18 protein-coding genes are annotated in these 16,751 nt (G+C 71.6%); 11 read left to right on the top strand and 7 right to left on the bottom strand.

All coding sequences use genetic code 11. The features are described from left to right. The first annotated feature begins 61 nt into the window (after window positions 1-61). A complete protein-coding gene (locus O7597_RS22215; RefSeq protein WP_269738829.1) occupies window positions 62-604 on the top strand; it encodes an RNA polymerase sigma factor in 543 nt (180 codons plus the stop codon). After that, window positions 594-1,145 (top strand): hypothetical protein, encoded by a 552-nt coding sequence (locus O7597_RS22210; protein ID WP_269738830.1) that lies wholly within the window; start codon window positions 594-596, stop codon window positions 1,143-1,145. Before O7597_RS22215 ends, O7597_RS22210 begins: the two co-directional genes overlap by 11 nt. Here O7597_RS22210 and O7597_RS22205 read toward each other — a convergent pair. Continuing rightward, window positions 1,126-2,496 (bottom strand): serine/threonine-protein kinase, encoded by a 1,371-nt coding sequence (locus tag O7597_RS22205; protein WP_281580586.1) that lies wholly within the window; start codon window positions 2,494-2,496, stop codon window positions 1,126-1,128. The two genes, O7597_RS22210 and O7597_RS22205, sit on opposite strands and share 20 nt — an antisense overlap. A gap of 158 nt (window positions 2,497-2,654) precedes the next feature. Between O7597_RS22205 and O7597_RS22200 the strand changes: the two genes are divergently transcribed. The 9 genes from O7597_RS22200 (at window position 2,655) to O7597_RS22160 (ending at window position 11,808) form a co-directional block, all read left to right on the top strand. Beyond that, window positions 2,655-3,227, top strand: coding sequence for a hypothetical protein (locus O7597_RS22200; protein ID WP_281580585.1), 573 nt, complete (start codon window positions 2,655-2,657; stop codon window positions 3,225-3,227). A 122-nt stretch (window positions 3,228-3,349) separates the two neighbouring features. Beyond that, complete coding sequence (locus O7597_RS22195) at window positions 3,350-3,691, top strand: PadR family transcriptional regulator (RefSeq protein ID WP_269738833.1); 342 nt, start codon at window positions 3,350-3,352, stop codon at window positions 3,689-3,691. Continuing rightward, window positions 3,688-4,632, top strand: a complete 945-nt coding sequence (locus O7597_RS22190; RefSeq protein WP_281580584.1) for a permease prefix domain 1-containing protein — start codon at window positions 3,688-3,690, stop codon at window positions 4,630-4,632. Before O7597_RS22195 ends, O7597_RS22190 begins: the two co-directional genes overlap by 4 nt. A gap of 71 nt (window positions 4,633-4,703) precedes the next feature. Beyond that, window positions 4,704-5,300 carry a LemA family protein gene (locus O7597_RS22185; protein WP_216592533.1) on the top strand — a complete coding sequence of 199 codons (597 nt, stop codon included), beginning with the start codon at window positions 4,704-4,706 and terminating at the stop codon, window positions 5,298-5,300. 10 nt (window positions 5,301-5,310) lie between these two features. Continuing rightward, on the top strand, window positions 5,311-7,317 hold the full coding sequence (locus O7597_RS22180; protein WP_281580583.1) for a M48 family metallopeptidase: 2,007 nt from the start codon (window positions 5,311-5,313) through the stop codon (window positions 7,315-7,317). A gap of 473 nt (window positions 7,318-7,790) precedes the next feature. After that, window positions 7,791-9,101, top strand: coding sequence for a sensor histidine kinase (locus O7597_RS22175; RefSeq protein WP_281580582.1), 1,311 nt, complete (start codon window positions 7,791-7,793; stop codon window positions 9,099-9,101). Further along, window positions 9,098-9,775, top strand: a complete 678-nt coding sequence (locus O7597_RS22170; RefSeq protein WP_269738838.1) for a response regulator transcription factor — start codon at window positions 9,098-9,100, stop codon at window positions 9,773-9,775. The genes O7597_RS22175 and O7597_RS22170 overlap by 4 nt, the downstream gene beginning before the upstream one ends. An 81-nt stretch (window positions 9,776-9,856) precedes the next feature. Next, the gene (locus tag O7597_RS22165; protein WP_269738839.1) at window positions 9,857-10,750 is read left to right on the top strand and encodes an ATP-binding cassette domain-containing protein; all 894 of its coding nucleotides are present in this window, start codon (window positions 9,857-9,859) and stop codon (window positions 10,748-10,750) included. After that, window positions 10,747-11,808 carry an ABC transporter permease gene (locus O7597_RS22160; RefSeq protein ID WP_269738840.1) on the top strand — a complete coding sequence of 354 codons (1,062 nt, stop codon included), beginning with the start codon at window positions 10,747-10,749 and terminating at the stop codon, window positions 11,806-11,808. Before O7597_RS22165 ends, O7597_RS22160 begins: the two co-directional genes overlap by 4 nt. Here O7597_RS22160 and O7597_RS22155 read toward each other — a convergent pair. From O7597_RS22155 to O7597_RS22130, 6 genes are all read right to left on the bottom strand, one after another. After that, window positions 11,805-12,413, bottom strand: a complete 609-nt coding sequence (locus O7597_RS22155; protein ID WP_281580581.1) for a DUF402 domain-containing protein — start codon at window positions 12,411-12,413, stop codon at window positions 11,805-11,807. The two genes, O7597_RS22160 and O7597_RS22155, sit on opposite strands and share 4 nt — an antisense overlap. Window positions 12,414-12,429: 16 nt before the next feature. Further along, window positions 12,430-12,999 carry a hypothetical protein gene (locus O7597_RS22150; RefSeq protein ID WP_269738842.1) on the bottom strand — a complete coding sequence of 190 codons (570 nt, stop codon included), beginning with the start codon at window positions 12,997-12,999 and terminating at the stop codon, window positions 12,430-12,432. Between the two features lie 142 nt (window positions 13,000-13,141). Beyond that, the gene (locus O7597_RS22145; RefSeq protein ID WP_281580580.1) at window positions 13,142-14,413 is read right to left on the bottom strand and encodes an MFS transporter; all 1,272 of its coding nucleotides are present in this window, start codon (window positions 14,411-14,413) and stop codon (window positions 13,142-13,144) included. Continuing rightward, complete coding sequence (locus tag O7597_RS22140; protein ID WP_281580579.1) at window positions 14,410-15,024, bottom strand: helix-turn-helix domain-containing protein; 615 nt, start codon at window positions 15,022-15,024, stop codon at window positions 14,410-14,412. Before O7597_RS22140 ends, O7597_RS22145 begins: the two co-directional genes overlap by 4 nt. Window positions 15,025-15,484: 460 nt before the next feature. Next, on the bottom strand, window positions 15,485-16,234 hold the full coding sequence (locus tag O7597_RS22135) for a YebC/PmpR family DNA-binding transcriptional regulator (RefSeq protein WP_269738845.1): 750 nt from the start codon (window positions 16,232-16,234) through the stop codon (window positions 15,485-15,487). A 219-nt stretch (window positions 16,235-16,453) separates the two neighbouring features. Continuing rightward, the gene (locus tag O7597_RS22130; protein ID WP_281580578.1) at window positions 16,454-16,750 is read right to left on the bottom strand and encodes a hypothetical protein; all 297 of its coding nucleotides are present in this window, start codon (window positions 16,748-16,750) and stop codon (window positions 16,454-16,456) included. Between the last annotated feature and the right edge of the window lies 1 nt (window position 16,751).

Here is a 16,751-nt window from a genome sequence, read left to right as displayed (position 1 = left end):
CGGCGGTCCCGGCGGCGTAGCCTGAACGCCACCGCAACACCGGCGAGCACGGGACGGCGCGATGACCCTCGCGGATGGGATCGACGACCTGGCCGCAGCTGCGGCGCGTGGCGATCGGGCGGCCCTGGACACGCTGCTCGCGGCGGTGCGTCCGGAGGTGCTGCGGCTGTGCGGTCGGCTGCTGCCCAACCGGGAGGACGCGGAGGAGGCCTGCCAGGACGCGCTGCTCGCGGTGGCGCGGGGCATCGACAGGTTCGAGGGCCGCTCGTCGTTTCACACCTGGCTGTACCGGCTGACCGCCAACCGGGCCCGCTCGACCTACCGGACGCTGCGCCGACGGTGGCTGATGGAGACCGCCGGGGCCCCGCTGCCGGACCGGCCCGACCCGCGCCGCACCAGCGTGGTCGCCGGTACCCGACTCGACCTGCTGGAGGCCCTCGACGCGGTCCGACCGGACCTGGCCGAGGCGCTGACCCTGCGGGACGTGCTCGACCTCGACTACCGCGAGATCGCCGAGCTGCTCGACATACCCGTGGGCACGGTCAAGTCCCGCATCCACGAGGCCCGCCGGCAGGTCCGGCAGCGGCTCACCGGTGCCGACTGACCTGGCCGGCCGGCTCCGCCCGACGGTGCTGGCCCTGGCCGTCGCGCTCGTCGCGGGTGCCGGCGGTTGCGCCGACGAGCCGGTCGCGCCGCTGCCGGTACGCCCACCCGCGCCCACCACCGCGCCGCCGCCCTCCCCACCGTCGATCCGGCCGAGCGGAACACCTGTCGGTACGCCACCGACGGTCGGGACGGTGCCGACCACGCGGCCGGCACCGGCGCCCCGGGCGCCCACCCCGCAGCGGAGCACCCGCGCCCCGGCACCCAGCCCGAGCATGTCCGAGTCCTGCCTCGGCGCGGTCCGGTACGAGCTGCCCCTGTCCGACCCCGGGCCGTTGCCGTCGTCGCTCTGCTTCGCCACCGGCGGGGTGCTGCGCCTGCGGGACATCGGACCGGGTGAGGTGACGGTGGACCGAGAGGACCTGGTGGACAGCAACTACGAGGCCGGCGTGGTCGATCTCCGGTTCCTCCGGACCGGCACCGTGGAGGTGTTCATTCCCCGCGAGGCGGTCACCCACGTACTCACCGTGGTGGTGCGATGACCGGTCGTCGTGTCCGTACCCCGTCGAGCAGGGTGTCCACGAACTCGTCGCCGGCACCGGGTGGGGGCACGACCTGGGCGTAGAGCAGGCCCGTGGGTGCCCGGGCGGCGGCCTCCACCAGCACCGGTCGCCCGTACGGGCAGTCGAAGCGGGCGACCACCCAGTCCAGGCCGCCCAGCCGCACCCGTCGGGGCGGGGTGGGTGTGCAGTCGGCGTGGGGCTGCTCGGCGACGAAGGTGGCCGGATCGCCGCGGCGGGCGGCGGCCTCCGACAGTCCGAGGAAGGCGCCCGGCACGCGCGGGTCGACGGCCCACCGGCGCGGCTCCGGCGAGATCACCATCGCGGGTTCGAGGCGGCCGGACGGGTCGTACCGCCCGGCCCAGCCGGTGCCGGCCGCCCGCCAGCCGGCCGGCAGCACGACGGACAGCGGACCACTTCTCGCCGTACCGCTGGGCGTCGCCGAGTCCGCCGAGACTGTGCCGGCCGCCGCCACCAGGATCACCGTCAGCGCGACCGCACGCAGCCACCGTGTCAGTGCGGCAGCTACCGGGGCGTCGGCGCCGTGGGTACCGGGCGCGGGAGCCGGCCACTGTCCGGTGCTGGGGTTGGTCGGATCCCGAGTTTGCCGCGCCGCCGCCAGCAGGGCCGTGCGAAACGCCTCGGCGTCCGGGTACCTGTCGTCCGGTCGGGTGGCGGTCGCTCGCCGGAGCACCGCCGCCACGGGCTGCGGCACCGGATGTGCGAGCAGTTGCCGGCCGAGTCGGCCGAGGGCGTACACGTCGGCGCGCTCGTCGACGACCGCGAGCGGGTCGTCCTGCTCGGGTGCCATGTAACCGGGCGTGCCGGCGCGCATGGTGAGCCCGGAGGCGACGGCGAGCGCCTTGGCCAGACCGAGGTCGGCGATGACCACCCGCTCACCGTCGGCGGTCGAGCGGAACAGGATGTTGCCGGGTGTCAGGTCACGATGCACCACTCGGTGCCGGTGCAGCACCGCCACCCCGGCGGCGATCTCGGCGAGCAGGTCCAGGGCGGTCGCCACGGGAAGGGGCCCGGCGGCGAGCCGCTCCCGGAGGCTGCCCCCGTCGGCCCAGTCGAGCACCGTGTAGGGCCGTCCGTCCGCCAACTCCCCCACCAGGCGTACCCGGACCAACCGGTCGTCCTCCATCCGGCGTAGCAGCCGGGCCTCGTCCAGGAAGCGTTCCCGGACGCGTACGTCGTGGTGCCAGTTCTCCGCCAGCACCTTGATCGCCACCCGGACTTCCAGCGCCGGGTCGTACGCCAGCCAGACGGTCGCGAACGAGCCCACCCCGAGCAGGCGCTCCACCCGGTACGCCCCGATCCGCCCCGGCACCCCCACCCACCCCACCCCACCCCACCCCACCCTCTCCCGCAACCCTCCCCCGCCCCCGTCCCCGCAGCAACCACCCCGGCGGGTGGGGACGGGGCGAACCGCAGGGGTGGGCGGGGAGACGAAGAGAGTAGGAACTCGATGCCGAGGAGGCGATCTCTGTGCACCGTTTCGTCTATGTCGCAGTCGCGACCGTTCTTGGCCTCGCCGGGGCAGCTCCGGCGCAGGCCGCACCACTGCCGCGTTCGGTCCCCTCGGTGGTGGTGGGCGCGCAGCCGCCGGTCACCACCGACACCGGTGTGTTGAGCGTGCGGGGCGCCGGGCCGTACCGGATCGGTGCCGGTCTCGACCGGCTCACCGCCGCCGGAATGATCGACTGGTCCGTCGCCACCTGCGACGGCGTGGTCCGGGCCGGTGCGACCGGCGCCTGGGCGGGCGTGATCCTGCTGGCCTTCCGGCACGGCCGGCTGGTCGAGGTGAGCACCGCCACCGCCCCGCCCTACTCCCCCGCCGGTGCGGGAGTCGGCATGACCTTCGCCGACCTGGAGACGATCTACGGCCCGCGCGGCGGCCTGATCAGCAACGACGCGGGCACCGCAACGGCGTATCTGGTCCGGGTGGGCGCGCGGGTGGAGCTGTTCACCGGGCACCCGATCCGGTCCGGCGTGGGCGCCTTCCAGGTCGGTCCGGCGTCCTTCGTGGAACGTGGCTTCCGGCAGGGCGGCACCTGCTGAGGCAGCCCACGGACGGGGAGACGACGCGGGGCGTCCGGATATCCGGACGTCCCGCGTTGCCCCATAGGGCCACATCGTTGTGCGCTAGACAGTAGTGTGTGACACACAGTATAGTGTGACGCATGGTCAGCGATGACGTGCTACGGACCCACCTACAGGAACTACGTCGGGGCACCGTGGTGGTGGCCAGCCTGGTCGCGCTGCGTCGACCCGACTACGGCTACGCACTGCTGCAACGACTCACCGGCCACGGCTTCCCGGTCGACGCGAACACCCTCTACCCCTTGCTGCGACGGCTGGAGGAGCAGGGGCTGCTGACCAGCGAGTGGAACACCGAGGAGAGCCGGCCCCGGAAGTTCTACCGCACCAGCGACTCCGGCGAGCAGGTGCTGCAACGCCTGCTCGACGACCTCACCGCCGTACAGACCTCGCTGCGCACCCTGATCGAAGGAGCCCCCGAATGACCTCGCTGACCGACCGCTACCTGGCTGCCACCCTGCGCTCGGTGCCCACCGGGCGACGCGAGGAGATCGCCACCGAACTGCGCGCCTCCATCGGCGACATGATCGACGGCCGGACCGCCGAAGGGCTCGACGCCGCGACGGCCGAACGCGCCGTCCTCACCGAGCTGGGCAACCCCGCCCACCTGGCCGCCCGATACGCCGACCGCCGTCTGCAGCTCATCGGGCCGGCGTACTACCTGGCCTGGCAGCGGCTGCTGATCGTGCTGCTCAGCACCATTCCCGCCATCGTCGGGGTGCTGATCGGCGTCCTCCAGGCCACCGTCGCCGACAACCCGGCCGGCGCGATCGGCGAGGGCATCGTCGCGGCGTTCAACGTCGCGGTGCAGATCACCTTCTGGGTGACCCTGGTCTTCGCGGTGCTGGAACGCATCGGCACCCCGCTGAACCTGCCCGAGTGGAGCGTCGACCAGCTACCCGAGCTGCCCAGCGAACGGGGCGTCACGCTCACCGACGTGTGCGCCTCGATCGTGTTCCTCGGCCTGTTCATCGCCTTCCTGCCATGGCAGCACTTCCAGTCGGTGGTCGGGCCCGACGGCGAGCGCCTGCCGATCCTCGATCCGGCGCTGTGGACGTTCTGGCTGCCGCTGCTGATCGTCGTCCTGCTCGCCAGCATCGCCCTGGAGATCGGCAAGTACCGTGCCCGCCGGTGGACCTGGCCCCTGGTCGTCGGCAACGCCGTGCTGAGCCTGGCGTTCGCGGTGCCGGCGATCTGGCTGCTGCTCGACGACCGGCTGCTCAACCCGGAGTTCGTCGCCCGCTTCGCCTGGCTGCGCGACGGCGGTCTCGACACGGTCGCCCGGATCAGCATCGTGGTGATCGTCGCGATCACCCTGCTGGACATCGCCGACAGCGTGGTCAAGGCGCGTCGATCCGCGCGCTGAGCAGGAGCGGGCCTGGACCGACGAACGTACGATGATCAGCGGAAGTACCGACTCACACCGAGGGAGCGGCCGTGGAACTGATCATCGGACTGGTGTGCCTGTTGTTGATCGTCGTGGCGGTGCTCGGCTTCGGCGTGTCGATCTACAACGGGCTGGTCCGGGCCCGCAACGCGTACCGTAACGCCTTCGCCCAGATCGACGTGCAGCTCGTCCGGCGACACGACCTGATCCCCAACCTGGTCGAGACCGCCAAGGGCTACCTCAAGCACGAACGGGAGACCTTGGAGGCGGTGATCAACGCCCGCAACGCCGCCGTCAACGCGCAGGCCACCGCGGCCGCGGCTCCCGGCGACCCGGCGGCGATGCAGCAGCTCAGCGGCGCGGAGAACGCGCTCACCGCCACCCTGGGTCGGCTGTTCGCGCTTTCCGAGGCGTACCCGGACCTGAAGGCCAACCAGAACATGATGCAACTGTCGGAGGAGCTGACCTCCACGGAGAACCGGGTCGCGTTCGCCCGGCAGGCGTACAACGACGCGGTGATGGCCTACAACAACAAGCGCGAGGTGTTCCCCTCCAGCGTGGTGGCGGGCATGTTCTCATTCGGCCCGGCGGAGCTGTTCCAGCCGGACGACCCGCAGCAGCGCCAGGCGCCGCAGGTCTCGTTCTGATCGGGCCGCGATGAACTTCTTCGAGCGACAGCGGCAGGTGCGCCGGCTGTCGACCCGACTCGTGCTGCTGTTCGTGCTGGCCGTGGTCGGGATCGTGGTGGTGGTGAACGTCGCGGCGTTGGTCGCCTTCAACGCCACCACCGCCGATCCCGGCCAGCTCGCCGGGTTCATCGCCATGGTCACCGTCGCCACCCTCGCCGCGATCGGGCTGGCCGCCCTGGTCCGTACGCTCGCGTTGCGCGGCGGCGGTGGGAAGGTGGCCCGCGAGCTGGGCGGGGTGCCGGTGCCGGCGAACACCACCGATCCCGAGCTGCGCCGGCTGCGCAACGTCGTCGAGGAGATGGCGCTGGCCTCCGGCGTACCGGTGCCCGAGGTCTACGTGCTGCCGGAGGAGACGGCGATCAACGCCTTCGCCGCCGGATGGACCCCGTCCGACGCCGCCGTCGCCGTCACCCGGGGCGCGTTGCAGCGACTCAACCGTGACGAACTCCAGGGCGTGATCGCCCACGAGTTCAGCCACGTCGTCAACGGCGACATGCGGCTCAACATCCGGTTGATGGGCCTGCTGTTCGGCATCCTCTTCCTGACCGTGATCGGTCGCGGGCTGGCGCGCGCCGGGGTCATCGGCGGCGGCCGGTCGCGCGGCAACAACAGCGGCGGCAGCGCCGCCCCACTGGCGCTGGTGGGTCTGGCCCTGCTGGTGGCCGGCTACGTCGGGGTGCTCGCCGGGCGGCTCATCCAGGCGTCGGTCTCCCGGCAGCGGGAGTATCTGGCCGACGCCTCCGCGGTGCAGTACACCCGCCAGACCCGGGGCATCGCCGGGGCGCTGAAGAAGATCGGCGGGCTCAGCGACGGCTCCGAACTGAAGTCGCCGAAGCGCGACGAGGTGGGGCACATGCTCTTCGGCGAGGCGGCCCGCACGTCGTGGTTCGCCACCCATCCCCCGCTGACCGACCGGATCAAGGCACTGGAGCCGTCGTTCGACCCGGCCGAGCTGCAACAACTGTCACGGCGGTGGGCGGCGGTGCCGCCGTCGGGCCGTCAGGAGGATGTCGCCCTCGGCCTGGCCCCCGCCGGCGCACCGGACCGCCCGGACCCGGCCGACCGCCCGGACACAGCGGCGCGCCCGGAGGAGGCGGGCCGGGCGCGGCCGGCCCGGCCCGGGTCACCGGTCGGCGGCGGGCGGATCCGCGTCGCACCGGGCGAGGTGCTGGACCGGGTCGCCGCTCCCACCGCGACCGCGTACACCCACGCCGCAGCGATCCTCGACCGGATACCTGATCCGCTGCTCGACCGGGCCCGCGACCGGCAGGCGGCGGTACCGCTGCTGCTCGGCCTGCTGCTCAGCGCCGAACCGGAGGTCCGGCAGCACCAGTACGCCGCGGTGGCCCAGCGGCACGGCCAGCACCTGGCCGACGCTGCCCTGCGCGCGGCGAACGACCTGGTCGAACTCCCCGCCGAGCTGCGGTTGCCGCTGGCCGAACTGACCTTCCCGGCGCTACGCGACCGGCCCGACCCCGAGGTGGAGTCACTGCTGGCGGCCGTGTTCACGTTGATCCAGGCGGACGGCGCGATAAACGTGACCGAGTACTGCCTGTCCCGGCTGTTGCTGGCCGAGTTGGAGGAGTCGCTGCGGCCGGACTCGCGCTGGCGTACCGACCGGCGCAAGCTCACCGACGCGCGGTCGGCGGCGGCCGCCCTGCTGGCCATCCTCGCGCAGGTCGGGCACCCTGACCGAGGCGAGGCGGAACGGGCCTACCAGGCCGGCGTCGGCACGCTGCTGCCGGGCACCAACCTGCCGTACGCGCCGCCGGAGAACGGCGTGCTCGCCCTGGAGACCGCCTGGCCGGTGCTCGACGGGTTGCGTCCTGGCGACAAGGAACGGCTGGTGGCAGCCACCGTCGCGGTGATCAGCCACGACGGGATGATGACCGTGCCCGAGATCGAGTTGCTGCGGACGATCTGCGGCCTGCTGCACTGTCCGCTGCCGCCGATGGTCGGCGACGTCACCGGCTGACCATCGCCCCATCCTTCCCTCGCCCTTCCCCCGACCTTCCCCCGACCTTCCCTCGCCCGACCGCCCCCGACCGCCCCTCGCCCGGCGCTACGCCCGGCCCGCCGGTGCTGCGTCTAGGGGCAGGTGCAGTCTCTGCCCTCGGTGGGCCCGCACGAGGACCAGACACAGAAAGTGATTGTCACTACGAGTCACGGCAACGCGGACGACCTCTATCCCACCTCGCACGCTTTGCTCTGCTTCAACCCACGCACTGGCGCCTGAGCAGGTGCGCTGCAACGCTCCACGGCCGCACATCTCGCACCCGCCGATACTTTCCGTGACCATTGCGTCCGTTGAAGCAGAGCAAAGGGAGGAGAAGGGTATTGGTTGGGGGCGGTCCGAAGGCACTGTCCGTGACGATCGGTGGGCGGACGGACGGCCCGATCTCACCCGACGCGAATGGCGGTCGGCGGGGGGATGGCATGCTGCCCAGGGTGACCACCGAGACCGCCGAGACCAGCGACGAGTGGCGCCGGGCCGAGACCGGTGACGACTGGCGACGGCCGGGGCCGACGCCGGAGCAGCGCCGGCTGGACCTGTACGCCGGTCTGGCCGCGACGGCCCTCGCCCTGCTCAGCCTGACGTTGGCCCGCAGCACCGGGGCCTTCCTGCTGGGGCCGCCGCCGTCCGGTGTCGAACAGCTCTTCTGGACCGTGGCGGTGCCGCTGCCGTTGATCTGGCGACGTCGCTTCCCCGTCGCCGCCACGCTGGCCGTGTCGGCCGCGTTCATCGGTTCGCAGGTGCGCGCCGTCCCCGAGTGGCAGCTCTCCACCTGGGCGCTGTTCATCGCCATCTACACGCTGGGCGCCTGGGGCCGGGACCGTCGGTTGTCCCGCCGGCTGCGGATCGGCGTGATCGTCGCGATGTTCGCCTGGCTCGGAATCTCCTACTCGATCAGCTTCGGGGCGCTCACCGCGGAGACCTTCGACGACGCCATCGGGCCGGTGCCGCCGGTGCTCGCCGCGATCGTCACCGGCATCCTGGTCAACGCGCTGTACTTCGGGTTCGCGTACTTCTTCGGCGAGACCGCCTGGGTGGCGGCTCGTCGTGCGCACCAGGTGGCCGAGCAGGCGGAGCGGCTGCGCCGGTCGCAGGCCGAGGTACGCGAGCACGCGGTGGTCGGCGAGCGGGTACGCATCGCCCGTGAGCTGCACGACGTGGTGGCCCACCACGTGTCGGTGATGGGCGTGCAGGCGGCGGCCTGCCGCCGGGTCTTCGACAAGGATCCGGCGAAGGCCCGCGCCGCCCTCACCGCCATCGAGGAGACCGCCCGTCAGGCGGTCGACGAGTTGCGCCGGATGCTCGGCGTGCTGCGGGCCCGCGACGGCGACCCGGACAACGCCCGACAGCCGGCCGGGATCGACCGGATAGCCGCCCTGGTGGACCGGGCCGGCGAGGCCGGGCTGCGCGCCACCCTGGGGGTGTACGGCGATCCGCAGCCGCTGCCGGAATCGGTCTCCCAGGCGGCGTTCCGGGTGGTGCAGGAGGCGGTGACGAACGTGTTGAAGCACGCCACCGGGGCGAGTCTGCTCGACGTCCGGGTCCGCTATCTGGCGAAGGAGATGGAGGTCGAGGTGAGCGACGACGGTCGGGGCAGACGCTCGGCGAACGCCGACGGGCTGGGACTGATCGGGATGCGGGAACGGGTCGCGACCCATGGCGGTGAGTTGGAGGTGGGTCCGCGTACCGGCGGTGGCTGGCGGGTGCGGGTCCGTCTCCCACTGCCGGCGGGGAGTCCGAGGTGAACCCGATCCGGGTGCTCCTCGCCGACGACCACCACCTGGTGCGGACCGGCTTCCGGGTGATCCTGGAGATCGAGGACGACATCGAGGTGGTCGGCGAGGCCGCCGACGGGGAGCGGGCCGTCGGCATGACCCGGGCGCTGCGTCCGGACGTGGTGCTGATGGACGTGGAGATGCCCGGGATGGACGGGTTGGAGGCCACCCGGCGGATCAGCACCGACGACGAGCCGGGCGGGCCGGCCGTGCTGATGCTGACCACGTTCGACCGCGACGACTACCTCTTCGCCGCGCTGCGTGCCGGCGCGAGTGGCTTCCTGCTCAAGAACGGCACACCGGAGGCCCTGGTCGACGCGATCCGGGTGGTGGCCCGCGGCGACGGGCTGCTCGCGCCGGAACTCACCCGGCGGGTGATCGCCACCTTCGCCCGCCCCGGCGACCGCCCCGGTGGTGACGTCGGTTCGGCGGCGGCGCTGGACAGCCTGACCCCCCGGGAACGGGAGGTCCTGGTGCTCGTGGCCGGCGGCGCCAGCAACGCCGAGATCGCCGCCGACCTGCACCTGGGCGAGGCGACGGTGAAGTCACACGTCAGCCGGGTGCTGGCCAAGCTGGGCCTGCGCGACCGGGTGCAGGCGGTGGTCTTCGCGTACGAGCACGGGGTGGTGCGGCCCGGCGGGTGAACGGCCTCCACCGCGAGAGGGAGTCGTGATCTCCATCCGTGGGCGGACGGCAGCCGGCCGCCCACGACCTAGCGTTGCCCCATGACCAGCGTGCTCCGTCTCGACGGCGTCGACCGCAGCTTCGGCGACCGTCAGGTACTCAAGGACGTCTCGTTCGACGTCGTCGCCGGCCGGATGACCGGCTTCGTCGGCGGCAACGGTGCCGGCAAGACCACCACCATGCGCATCATCCTCGGCGTGCTCGCCGCCGATGCCGGCCAGGTGACGTGGCGGGGCGAAGCGCTGAGCCGGGACGCGCGGCGGCGCTTCGGCTACATGCCCGAGGAACGCGGCCTCTACCCGAAGATGAGCGTCCGGGAGCAGGTCACCTACCTCGGTCAGCTGCACGGGTTGACCGCCGACGCAGCCCGCCGCGCCACCGACGGGCTGTTGGAGCGGGTCGGACTCGCCGAACGGGGCGACGACCTGCTGGAGACGCTGTCCCTGGGCAACCAGCAACGCGCGCAGATCGCCGCCGCGCTGGTGCACGACCCGGAGGTGCTGGTGCTGGACGAGCCCTTCTCCGGCCTCGACCCGCTGGCCGTGGACACGGTCGTCGGCGTGCTGCGGGAACGGGCCACCGCCGGTGCCCCGGTCCTCTTCTCCAGTCACCAGCTCGACGTGGTCGAGCGGCTCTGCGACGACCTGGTGATCATCGCGGACGGCTCGATCCGCGCCGCCGGCAGCCGGGAGCAGCTGCGCTCCGCGTACACCACGCCTCGCTTCGAGCTGGTGGTGGAGACCGACGCCGGCTGGCTGCGCGACCACCCCGGGGTGAGCCTGGTGGACCTCGACGGCGCGCGCGCCGTGTTCGACCTGGCCGCCGGCACCGACGAGCAGCCGGTGCTGCGCGCGGCGCTGGAGCGCGGCCCGGTCCGCGCGTTCCGCCCGGTCACCCCCTCCCTCGCCGAGATCTTCCGAGAGGTCGCCAAATGAACACCATGCAGGCCACCCGCCTGGTCGCCGCCCGGGAGATCCGGGTCAAGCTGCGCGACCGCACCTTCCTGATCAGCACCGTGGTCTTCCTGCTGATCGCCGCGGCGGCGACGATCCTGCCACCGCTGCTGTCCGGCGGGCCGTCCACCGTGGCGGTGACCGAGGCGGCGGCGGGCCCGCTGCGGGCGGCCGGGCTGGAGGTGCTCGCCGTACCCGACGACGCCGCCGCCGAGCAGGCGGTGCGCGACGGAGACGCGGACGCCGCCGTGGTCGCCGGCCCGGCCGTGCTCGCCATGGACGACGCCCCCGACGACGTGATCTCCGCGTTGAGCACCGAGCCCCCGGTCCGGCTGCTGAACCCGGACGCGGTGGACCCGGTGGTGGCCTTCCTGGTGCCGTTCGCGTTCGCCTTCATCTTCTTCATCACCTCGCAGACCTTCGGGGTGCAGATCGCGCAGAGCATCATCGAGGAGAAGCAGACCCGGATCGTGGAGATCCTCGTCGCCGCGGTGCCGGTCCGCGCCCTGCTGGCCGGGAAGATGCTCGCCGGTACGATCCTGGCGCTCGGGCAGATCGCCCTGGTGGCCGTGGTCGCGGTGGCCGGCATGGCGTTCGGCGACAACACCACCCTGCTGTCGCTGCTCGGCCCGGCGATCGGCTGGTTCGTGCCGTTCTTCCTGCTCGGCTTCGTGCTGATCGCGTCGATGTGGGCGGCGGCCGGCGCGCTGGTGAACCGGTTGGAGGACATCGGTGGCGTGTCGACGCCGGTACAGCTCGCGGTGATGCTGCCGTTCTTCGCGGTGATCTTCCTCAACGACAACGTCACCGCCATGCGGGTGCTGTCCTACCTGCCGTTCTCGTCGCCGACGGCGATGCCGCTGCGACTGTTCACCGGGGACGCCGCCGCGTGGGAGCTGGTCGTCTCGCTGGCCCTGCTGCTGGTCGCGGCGGTGGGCTTCCTACTCGCCGGAGCCCGCGTGTACGAGGGCTCGCTGCTGCGCACCAACGGCCGCACCTCGATCCGCACCGCCTGGCGCGAACGCGAGACGCTCGGCTAAGACGCCCAGTTGGTGGGGAGGTGGGGGACGGGCCAGGTGGGGTCGGGTTGCCAGGTCGACCAGGACTCGTCCCACCAGCGCTCACCGGCGTCGAGCAGGGCGGCGATCCGGTCGCCCTCGGCGCGGATCGCCTCACCCTGGCCCGGGTAGCGCCCCTCCACCAGCCGCTGGGCGAACATCTCCACGTCCTTGAAGACGTACCGGTCGGCGTCCGCCGCCCACCAGAGGTCCAACTCGTGGTCGAGGGTGTCCACCCCGATCGGCGTACGCCGGAACGGGTCCTGGAGGTTGAAGTACCAACCGGCGAAGGTGCGCTCCGGGCCGGACCAGAACACGTCGACCGAATGCGCCTCGCCGGGCCGTTGCAGCATCAGCTTGCCGTGACCGGTCCAGGCGGTGTGCCCGGCGAGCTGCCACGGGTGCCGCCCGCACGGAAACTCCCCCGACTCGGGGAAACCGAACTCGGCGCCGGTCGGCAGGAAGAGCGCGAGCAGGTCGGGTAAGTCCTCGACGCAGATCGTCGGGCAGCCGAACCACACCTCACCGCGCAGGATTTCCCGCCGTACCAGCACGTCACCCGGCGCGAACCGGCCAGCCGTCGTCACGCTCGCAGATGCCGCCCTACTTCTTGCCGACAAGCTTCTGGGTGATCGGCCGCCCGGCCTCGCTGGCGAGCCGCAGGATCACCGCGCCGACCGGGTCCTGCTCCCCGTCCTTGAGCCCGACATCCGTCGAGTTGACCCGCATCGGCGCCTGGCCGGTCGGCTTCATCACGTACGCCGCGGTCTTGCCGGCGAACAGCGTGCCACCACCGAAGACCTGGACCTCCACCTCGGCCATCTCGGCCCAGGTGGCGGCCCGGGCGTTGCCGTTACGGACGTACACCATCCCGCCAGGGTAGAGGTAGCCTGCCTCGAAGCCTCTCACCAACACGGCGACGAACCAGCCGACAGCGCAGATGCCGAGCGCCAATGACGGGATCGCCAACCAGATCAGCGGCCGCCAGGAGGACGCGAGCGCGAAGAGGGCGACCGACACCAGGACCGCCACCGCGCCGACGACGACGATCGTGAGCGCGGACCTGATGGGATTGCCGCTGCTGCGCTTGTCGATCAACGTACCGAGCCCGCGTTCCGCAGCCAGGCTGGCCACCTTTTCCGGTACTTCCTGCCGCTCGTCGACACTGCTCATGCCCGCCCCGTTTCGGTCGACTCGAGAATCAGCGGCGAGCATATCCATGGTGGACAGTTGCTGCTGCCCCGTGTTGTGCGGCGGGCGGGAGCCGACGAGTGGCCGGGTGTGGCGTCCGGCTACCGGTGAGCGCCACCGGACGTCAGTTCTCGGGCAGGGTGCGCATGGTGCGCAGCGGGGAGAAGACGACCCAGAGCACGCCGAGCAGGGCGCCGAGACTGGCGACCCAGAGGGCGGGCCGTACCCCGATCGCCGCGCCGAGGGTCCCGCCGAGCACGGCACCGATCGGCCGGATGCCGTAGTTGACGGTGCGGCGGAAACCGGAGACCACGGCGAGCATCGCCACCGGGGTGGCGGCGATCTGCACCGATCCGACGGCGATGTCGAGGATCATGACGCCCAGCGCGGATACGAACTCGGCGGCGAACAGCAGCGCGAGCACCAACGGTTGCGGCCCCGTGGCCAGCGGCACGAGGACCATGGGGGCCGGGAAGGCGACGAAACCGAGGAGCACCGCGGGGCCGATGCCGATCCGGCGACTGATCGCGCCGGTGACCGCCGCGCCGAGCAGTCCACCGACCGCGCCGGCCCCGATGATCAGGCCGAGCAGGCCCGGGGAGACACCCAGTTCGATGGTCACGTACAGCACGAACAGCGCGGCGAACATGTAGTTGAACAGGTTGAGCGTGGTGGTGCCGAGCAGCGTAGCCCGCAGGATCGCCGAGCGGACCACGTACCGCACCCCGGCGGCCATCCCTCGGCCGGAGCCCTTCGGTACGGGGTTCTCGGTGACCTGCGTCCGGGCCAGGAAGGCCGCCGAGATCAGGTAGGTGAGCACGCCGGACAGGAGCGCGAACGGAGCGGTGAGCACCTGCACCAGCACCCCGCCGATGCTCGGGCCGGCCACGTGCGACATGGCCCTGCTGCCGTTGACCAGACTGTTGGCGTCCACGTAGTCCGCCCGTCGGACCAGTGCGGCGAACAGGCTGCTGTGCGCCACCTCGAAGAACATCGAGAGGATCCCGATCAGGAAGGTGACGGCACAGAGCAGCGGCAGGTTCAGCGCGTCCGCCCACCACAGCAGCGGCACGGACAGCAGCAGGACCGCCCGACCGACATCGGCGATGATCATCACGTGGCGTCGGCGCGGGTACCGGTCCACCCAGGCACCGGCCGGCAGGGAGAAGAACAGGTTCGGCAGCAGCGAGGCGGCGGTCAGGTAACCCATCTCGGCGGGTCCGGCGCCGAAGGCGAGCACGGCCAGCAGCGGGACGGCGAGGACGGTGATCTGGTCGCCGAAGAGCGAGACGGTCTGCGCGGACCAGTAGCGGCGGAAGGCCGCCTGCCGCAGCAGCCGTGGGACGCGCGGCCGGCGCGGCGGCGCCGGGTCGGCCAGGGTGAGAGATCCGGTCACGATCCGTCTCCGCTCGCCGTCTCCCGCGGAGGTACGGCGCCGCGCGGCAGCGCCATCTGGACGAACGTCACCGGACGGGAGCCGGGCGGGCGCTTCGCCGGGTCGGCGATCCGTTCGTCGTACCGGGCCAGCAGCGCGTCGACCTGTCCCGTGATCTCACTCAGCTCGGCGGCGGTGACGTGCAGCAACGCGTCGCCGAAGCCGGCGGCGGCCCGCCACTCGGCGGGCTCGCCGGCGCGGATCGCCAGGTAGTCCTGCGCTCGTTGCAGGTAGAGGGCGACCATCACGCTGTTGATCTGGTCGGTGGCCTCCCGCATGGCCGGATCGTCGGAGTCGTCGTCCCAGGAGGTGTACTGGGTGGTGGCCCGCCAGGGCCTTTCCCGCGCGTCCGCACCGGGCACGCGTTCGGCGAACCCGTACTTGGCGAGTTGCCGAAGGTGGAACGAGCAGTTCGGCACGTTGTCGTCGAGCCGAGCCGCCGCCTGCGTCGCGGTCATCGGCCCTTCGCCACGCAGCAGCCCGATCAGGCGCATCCGCAGCGGGTGGGCGTACGCCCGCAGGGCGCGCGGGTCGGTGACCTTGAGCGAGCGCTGAGGTACCTCGTCAGTCATACAGTAGAGAATGCTTTAGAAAGACATCTCTAGCAACTGCCATCCGACCGGCCCGGCCCCGCTCGCACACCGTCAAGCCCGTCGGGACGGCCAAATCTTGGACAGATTCCGTTCTTCGCTAACCGGAATCTTCCAAGATCTCCGTGATCTCGTCGCTGAGGTCTGTCATCCAGCACGGCTCGGGGCCTGACCCCGGCCGCGGTTCGCCCAGGGTGCAGCTCGCAACAGAAGGCCCCCGAGCAGGAGCAGTGCGGCGGCGAAGACGACTTCCCGATCGAACGCCTTGGTGGCAAGGCTGAGCAGAAGCACGACTGCTCCCACCGCGACACCCGACGTTCCGATGCCGCTGACGATCTGTCCAGACCTGCTGTTCACCACGGCAGTCTAGTCACCGTCGGTCGACCTGTCGGGCACACCGCACACGCTCAGGCTCTCAGCGATCGCCGCCCACCGCCCGGGGTCAGCCGACGGCGGCCATGACCTCGTCGGAGACGTCGAAGTTCGCGTAGACGTTCTGCACGTCGTCGCTGTCCTCCAGGACGTCGATCAGCTTGAAGATCTTGCGCGCGCCCTCCTCGTCCAGCGGCACCGTGACGCTGGGCACCAGGGAGGACTCGGCCGACTCGTACTCGATGCCGGCGTCCTGCAGGGCGGTCCGCACCGCGAGCAGGTCGCCCGGCTCGGAGATCACCTCGAACGCCTCGTCGAGGTCGTTGACCTCCTCGGCGCCCGCGTCGAGGACGGCCAGCATCACGTCGTCCTCGGTGGTGCCGGCCTTGGGCACGATCACCACGCCCTTGCGAGAGAACATGTACGACACCGAGCCGGCGTCGGCGAACGAGCCGCCGTTGCGGGTCAGCGCGGTGCGTACCTCGGTGGCGGCGCGGTTGCGGTTGTCGGTCAGGCACTCGATCAGCAGCGCGACACCGTTCGGGCCGTACCCCTCGTACATGATCGTCTGGTAGTCGGCGCCACCGGCCTCCAGGCCGGAGCCGCGCTTGACGGCCCGGTCGATGTTGTCGTTGGGGACCGAGTTCTTCTTGGCCTTCTGGATCGCGTCGTAGAGGGTCGGGTTGCCGGCCGGGTCCCCACCGCCGGTACGCGCCGCGACCTCCACGTTCTTGATCAGCTTGGCGAACATCTTGCCGCGCTTGGCGTCGATGACCGCCTTCTTGTGCTTGGTCGTCGCCCACTTTGAGTGGCCGGACATCTGTTACCTCCGTTGCTACCCGCCGTCTGCATCGACCGCACCGAGCGCCCCGCTCCGCACCGGCGCACACGGTGGTGCCGGTCAGCTCTGGTGGAAGCAGTGGCGGCCAGATGGCCCTGCCGAATCTCGACAATCCTACCGACGTGCGGCGGGTGGTCGTCACCCGCCGCACGTCAGCCGTCGGCCCGCACTCCCCCGATCACCACAAAGCGGACGAAATCACTCCCCCATGCCGTACGAACCCAGCACGCTGAACTCGGTCGTGCTGCGTTGCTCGCAGCGTTCCTCAAGCCGCGCCCGGAAGCGGCCGAACGACTCCAGCGACGGCAGTGGTCCGGGCAGGTCCGGGCCGATGACGACGTCGACGAAGCTGAGTCCGTCGTCGAGCCGCAGGGTCAGGTAGCGGAACCCGGGCGGGCGCAGCCGGGCCAGGTCCCGGTGCACCGCGTCGAGCAGGGCCAGATGCTCGTCGAGGCGGTCCGGGCGGACCCGGTACGTGATGAGCAGGGTCTCCATG

Source organism: Verrucosispora sp. WMMC514 (assembly GCF_027497295.1).
Taxonomy (GTDB): Bacteria; Actinomycetota; Actinomycetes; order Mycobacteriales; family Micromonosporaceae; genus Micromonospora; species Micromonospora palythoicola.
Note: the sequence above shows the minus strand (reverse complement) of the source record. Positions and strands in the feature narration are given on the sequence as shown.